General features: G+C 60.9%; 7 protein-coding genes. All 7 read left to right on the plus strand.

Going from position 1 to position 5,629, the window contains the following annotated elements; all coding sequences use genetic code 11:
- A partial coding sequence (locus tag AC11W3_RS09510; protein WP_484092915.1) for an ABC transporter substrate-binding protein occupies positions 1–329 on the plus strand: 329 nt, incomplete at its 5' end.
- Positions 330–616: 287 nt separating this feature from the next.
- A complete protein-coding gene (locus AC11W3_RS09515) occupies positions 617–1,492 on the plus strand; it encodes a branched-chain amino acid ABC transporter permease (RefSeq protein WP_484088620.1) in 876 nt (291 codons plus the stop codon).
- A 4-nt stretch (positions 1,493–1,496) separates the two neighbouring features.
- On the plus strand, positions 1,497–2,396 hold the full coding sequence (locus tag AC11W3_RS09520) for a branched-chain amino acid ABC transporter permease (RefSeq protein ID WP_484088619.1): 900 nt from the start codon (positions 1,497–1,499) through the stop codon (positions 2,394–2,396).
- A gap of 12 nt (positions 2,397–2,408) precedes the next feature.
- Positions 2,409–3,185 (plus strand): ABC transporter ATP-binding protein, encoded by a 777-nt coding sequence (locus tag AC11W3_RS09525; RefSeq protein WP_484088618.1) that lies wholly within the window; start codon positions 2,409–2,411, stop codon positions 3,183–3,185.
- Positions 3,178–3,882: an ABC transporter ATP-binding protein gene (locus AC11W3_RS09530; RefSeq protein ID WP_484088617.1), complete on the plus strand. Its 705-nt coding sequence runs from the start codon at positions 3,178–3,180 to the stop codon at positions 3,880–3,882. The genes AC11W3_RS09525 and AC11W3_RS09530 overlap by 8 nt, the downstream gene beginning before the upstream one ends.
- A complete protein-coding gene (locus AC11W3_RS09535) occupies positions 3,872–4,786 on the plus strand; it encodes a DMT family transporter (protein WP_484092916.1) in 915 nt (304 codons plus the stop codon). Before AC11W3_RS09530 ends, AC11W3_RS09535 begins: the two co-directional genes overlap by 11 nt.
- On the plus strand, positions 4,773–5,629 hold an 857-nt coding region (gene rarD / locus AC11W3_RS09540; RefSeq protein WP_484092917.1), incomplete at its 3' end, for an EamA family transporter RarD. The genes AC11W3_RS09535 and rarD, both read left to right, overlap by 14 nt.

Raw genomic sequence — 5,629 nt, forward strand, 5'->3', positions numbered from 1 at the left:
CCCTTGGCTTCTCCACTGAACAGGCGTCGCCGCAGACTGCCGCGTTTATTCAGTCCTTCAAGTCCAAGCACAACGGAGAGCTTCCGGGCCTCTTCGATGCCCAGGGATACGACGGGGTCATGCTCCTTGTCGATGCGATGAAGCGGGCCAACAGCATCGACCCCAAAGTCTTCAAGGATGCCCTGGCAAAGACCAAGAAATTCGAGGGTGTTTCCGGAACCATCAGCATGCAGGCCAACAGGGAGCCGATCAAGAGCCCGCTGAGCCTCCTCATGGTGAAGGGCGGCAAGTTCATCCTGAAGGCCAAGGTCCCGGTCAAGATGGATTAGGCTGTTGAGGTGAAAGGTGAAAGGTGAAAGGTGAAAGGTGAAAGGTGAAAGGTGAAAGGTGAAAGGTGAAAGGTGAAAGGTGAAAGGTGAAAGCCTCCTTCCTGAAATGCTTGACGATGGTGGCCTAGGGGCTCCCCCCTTGACAAAGGGGGGACGGGGGGGATTTTGTGCGGCGCCCAGCTTTTTCGTTAAAGCTTTGCTTTAAAGTGTCGATGCTAAGGTAATTCTCCGGGTGAAAATCTCCCTCACCCTTGCCCCTCCCCAAAGGGCGAGGGCATAGGAAAAGCATGTTCCTCCAACAGCTAATCAACGGCGTGGCCCTCGGAAGCGTCTATGCGCTCATTGCCCTAGGCTACACCATGGTCTACGGCATCATCACCCTGATCAACTTCGCCCACGGCGAAGTCTTCATGGTCGGGGCCTTCGTCGGCCTGCTGCTGATCTCCTTCTTCAAGGTCAACATCTTCTTCGCCATCGTCGGCGCCATGATCTTCTGCATGATCATGGGGGTGCTGATCGAGCTGATCGCCTACCGCCCCTTGCGGAAGTCATCCCGTCTTTCGGCCCTGATATCCGCCATCGGCGTCTCGATCTTCCTTTCCTCGCTCGCGCTCATGGTATTTGGTGCCGACGCCAAGGGTTACCCCGACAACACCTTCCCAGTGCAGCAGATCAACGTGGGCTCCGCCGAAATATCGACCCTGCAGCTGCTCATCATCGGCGTCGCAGCCTGCCTCATGATCGGCCTCGAGTTCATCGTGCAGAAGACCAAGATCGGCAAGGCCATGCGGGCGACCTCCGAGGACTACAACACCGCGGCGCTCATGGGAATCAACGTCAACCGGGTCATCTCCTTCACCTTCGCCCTCGGCTCCGCGCTGGCGGCGGCGGGCGGGGTGCTGGTCGGCGTCCTCTTCAACGCCGTTTCCTTCAACATGGGGCTCATGGCGGGTCTCAAGGCCTTTGCGGCGGCTGTCCTCGGCGGGATAGGATCGATCCCGGGCGCCATGCTCGGTGGGCTGCTCCTCGGCATCTCCGAGGTCTTCGGGGTGGCCATCGGGTACTCCTCCTATCGTGACGCGATCGCCTTCGCCATCCTGGTGCTTGTCCTGCTCGTCAAGCCCACCGGACTGCTGGGGCAGAAAATTACCAAGAAGGTGTAGATAGATGGGAGATCTCCTGCAGAGCCTGGTCGCTTCGATCGACCCGTACCTGATGCAGATCCTGGTCAATATCGGGGTCGCCATCATCCTCGCGCTGGGACTTAACGTCATTGTCGGAGTTGCCGGACAGCTGTCACTGGGGCACGCCGCCTTCATGAGCATCGGCGCCTTCACCAGCGCCCTCGTCACCATCAAGACCGGCCTTCCCTTCATAGCCAACCTGGCAGTGACCGGCGTCGTCACCGCCCTGGTGGCCGCCATCATCGGCTTCCCGATTCTCAGGCTGACCGGCGATTACCTGGCCATCTGCACCTTGGGCTTCGCCGAGATCGTCAAGGTCTTCTTCCTGAACTTCGAGCCGACCAACAAGGCCCTGGGGCTGACGGTCCCGAACGCCAGGACCTCGATACCCATGCCTATCTACGTCTGGGCGGTTGCCATCGTGGGGATCGTGCTGGTCACCTTCGTGCAGTCGTCGCGTTTCGGGCGCGCGCTCAAGGCGATCCGTGAGGACGAGATCGCCGCGGAGGCGATGGGTATCAACACCACGAGGTACAAGATCCAGGCCTTCGCCCTGGGCTCCTTCATGGCCGGCATCGGTGGCGGTCTCTACGGGCACTTCCTGAGCTACATCAACCCCTCCGATTTCGGCTTCCTCAAGTCGGTCGATATCCTCAGCATGGTCGTTCTCGGCGGTCTGGGGAGCGTACCCGGCACCGTGATCGGCGCTTCGGTGCTGGCCTCGGCGCCGGAATTCCTGCGCTTCATGTCCCAGTACCGCATGCTGGTTTACGGGGCGCTGCTGGTCTTCCTGATGGTATTTCGCCCCAACGGGCTTCTCGGCGGCGTCAACTTCACCCGGCTGGTACTTCGCGCCTTCGGATTGGCGAAGAAGAGATCTTAGCGAGAGCAAAGCATGTCAATTCTGAAACTGGAAGAGGTCACCATCCGCTTCGGCGGGTTGGTGGCGGTCGATAAAGTCAACCTCACCGTGAACAGGGGCGACATCGTATCCCTCATCGGGCCCAACGGCGCAGGCAAGAGTACGCTCTTCAACCTGATCACCGGCATCTACACCCCGACCTCCGGAAGGATCTCTTTCCAGGATCGCAGCATCGCCGGCAAGACCCCCTATCATATCGCCGCCGGCGGGATCGGGAGGACCTTCCAGAACATCAGGCTCTTCACCCAGCTTACCGTGCTGGAGAACGTGCTGATCGGCGCCCATACCAGGGGGAGCTTCGATCTCACCGGCGCCATCTTGAAGTTCACCCCCTGGGTCCGCCGGGAGGAGGCTGAACTTCACGACCTGGCCATGGAATGCCTGAAGCGGGTCGGACTGGACCACAAGGCCGAGGACTTGGCGGGAAACCTCCCTTACGGGGAGCAGCGCCGCCTTGAGATCGCCCGCGCCCTGGCTCTCAAGCCGCAGGTCATCCTCCTCGACGAGCCGGCAGCCGGCATGAACCCCCAGGAAAAGCAGGTACTCCTGGAGATGGTCCAGGCGATCAGCAAGAGCGGCGTCACCGTCTTCCTGGTGGAGCACGACATGAAGTTCGTGATGGGGATCTCCGACCGGATCGCGGTCCTTGATTATGGTGTGAAGATCGCGGAGGGGACTCCGGAGGAGATACGCACCAACCCGAAGGTGATCGAGGCCTACCTCGGCAAAGGAGCGGCTGGGCATGCTTAAGGTCGAAAAGGTAAGTGTCAATTACGGAGCGATCAAGGCGCTGCAGCACGTTTCCTTCCACATCAACGACGGTGAGATCGTGGCCCTCATCGGGGCGAACGGCGCCGGGAAGACCACCATCCTCAATACCATTTCCAACATCGTCCCCGCTGTCGCAGGACAGGTGCTGTACAAGGGCACCGATATCACCCGCAAGCCACCCCATGAAATCGTGAAGCTCGGGATCTCGCAGGTGCCGGAAGGGCGTCGGGTCTTCTCCAAGATGACCGTGCTGGAGAACCTCGAGATGGGCGCCTTCACCAGGAGCGACAGGGACGGGATCGCCTCCGACATGGAGAAGATCTTCCAGCGCTTCCCGCGCCTGAACGAGCGCAAGAAACAGGCTGCCAAGACCCTTTCGGGCGGGGAGCAGCAGATGCTGGCCATGGGGCGCGCGCTCATGTCGCGCCCGAAGCTCCTGCTGCTGGACGAGCCTTCCATGGGGCTTGCGCCGATGCTGGTGGAGCAGATCTTCCAGATCATCCAGGAGATCAACGAAGGCGGTACCACCGTATTGCTGGTGGAGCAGAACGCCAACATGGCGCTCTCCATCGCGCATCGCGCCTATGTGCTGGAGACGGGGGCGGTCGTGCTGCATGGAGATGCCGGCGAACTTGCCACCAACCCCGAAGTGAGGAAGGCCTATCTTGGGGAATAGGGCCGTAGCCACGACCACTCCGTGGATCAACCCCTATCTGGCCATCCTGGTAGGGGTTTTTGCTGTCTCCTTCTCCTCCGTCCTGGTCAGGGTATCCAGCGCTCCGCCGCTGATCATCGCCGCCTACCGGCTCATCTTTACGTTCTGTATCCTTGCCCCGTTTTCCCTTTCCGGAAATTCGGCTCTCCGGTCGATGACCCGCCGCCAGGTGATGCTTGCCGCGGGAAGCGGCGTCTTCCTGGCGCTCCATTTCGTCACCTGGTTTACCTCGCTCAGGTACACTTCCATCGCCAGTTCCGTGGTCCTGGTCACCACCCAGCCGGTATTCGTGGTCATCGGGTCCCGGCTCTTCTTCAACGAGCGCGTGCCGAGGAAGGCCCTTTACGGCGGCCTGCTCGCCTTCCTTGGAAGCACGGTGATCGGCGCGTCCGATTTCAGGCTGGGCCAGCAGGCCTTCCTCGGCGACCTCCTGGCTCTCCTCGCCGCGGCACTGGTCTCTGGGTACATCCTGTTGGGGAGGAAGCTCCGTGGCGATGTCGGCCTCACCGGCTACACCTTTGTCACCTACGGTGCCAGTTCATTAACCTTGGCCGTCGCGGCCCTCGGTTGCCGGCTCCCTTTCTACCCGTACCCGTGGCAGGATTGGCTGATCTTCGCGGCGCTGGCCCTGGTCTGCACGGTGCTGGGGCATACGGTCTTCAATTGGGCGTTGCGCTATGTCCAGGCGTCGGTGGTATCGGTAAGCATTCTCGGCGAGCCGCTGGGGGCGGTGCTCTGGTCGGCGATTTTCCTGGGCGAGAACCCGACTCCGCGGCAGCTTGCCGGAGGCGCGTTGATCCTTTCCGGGCTCTATCTCTTCACCCGAATCGCTGCAAGGGGAGGGGAGGCGGATGGAAACGCGTAAGGGGATCACCTACGGCCTGCTGGCCTATATAGTCTGGGGCTTTTTCCCCGTCTACTTCAAGGCGGTCAAGCTCGTCCCGCCGTTGGAGATGGTTTCCCACCGCATCGTGTGGTCGCTCGGCTTCCTGCTCTTGTTGATCATCTGGAAAGGAGCCTGGCGCAGCATGCTTGGCATCTTGAAGACGCCGAGGCTCGTTGGGGGATTGGTGGCGACGACCTTGCTGATCGCGACCAACTGGCTGGTATTCATCTATGCGGTCGAGGCAGGCGAACTGCTCCAGTCGAGCCTCGGCTACTTCATTAATCCGCTGGTCAGCGTGCTCCTCGGGTTCCTCTTCCTGGGGGAGAGGCTGGAGCGCCCGCAATGGGTCAGCCTGGCGCTGGCCGCTACCGGCGTACTCTACCTCTCCGTTCATTACCGAGCCTTCCCGACCATCGCGCTGGTGCTGGCCATTTCCTTCGGGCTGTACGGCCTGATCAGGAAATGGCTGAAGGTGGAGCCGCTGTTGGGTCTGACGGTGGAGACGCTTCTCCTCGCTCCCGTGGCCCTCCTCTATGTCATCTACCTCCAGCGGGCCGGGAGGAGCATTTTCCTCGCTTCGTCCACCGGTCTGGATGTTCTCATCGCCCTGTCCGGTGTCATCACCGCCGTTCCGTTACTCCTCTTCGCCGCTGCCGCCAGCAGGCTGAAGCTGGCGACGGTAGGCTTTCTCCAGTACATAACCCCCACCATCCACTTTCTCCTGGCGGTCAGCTTCTATGGCGAGACCTTCACCAGGACCCACCTGATCTGCTTTTTCTTCATCTGGTCCGGCCTCGCCATCTACTCCCTCCACGCTTACCG

The organism is Geomonas sp. (genome assembly GCF_056994735.1).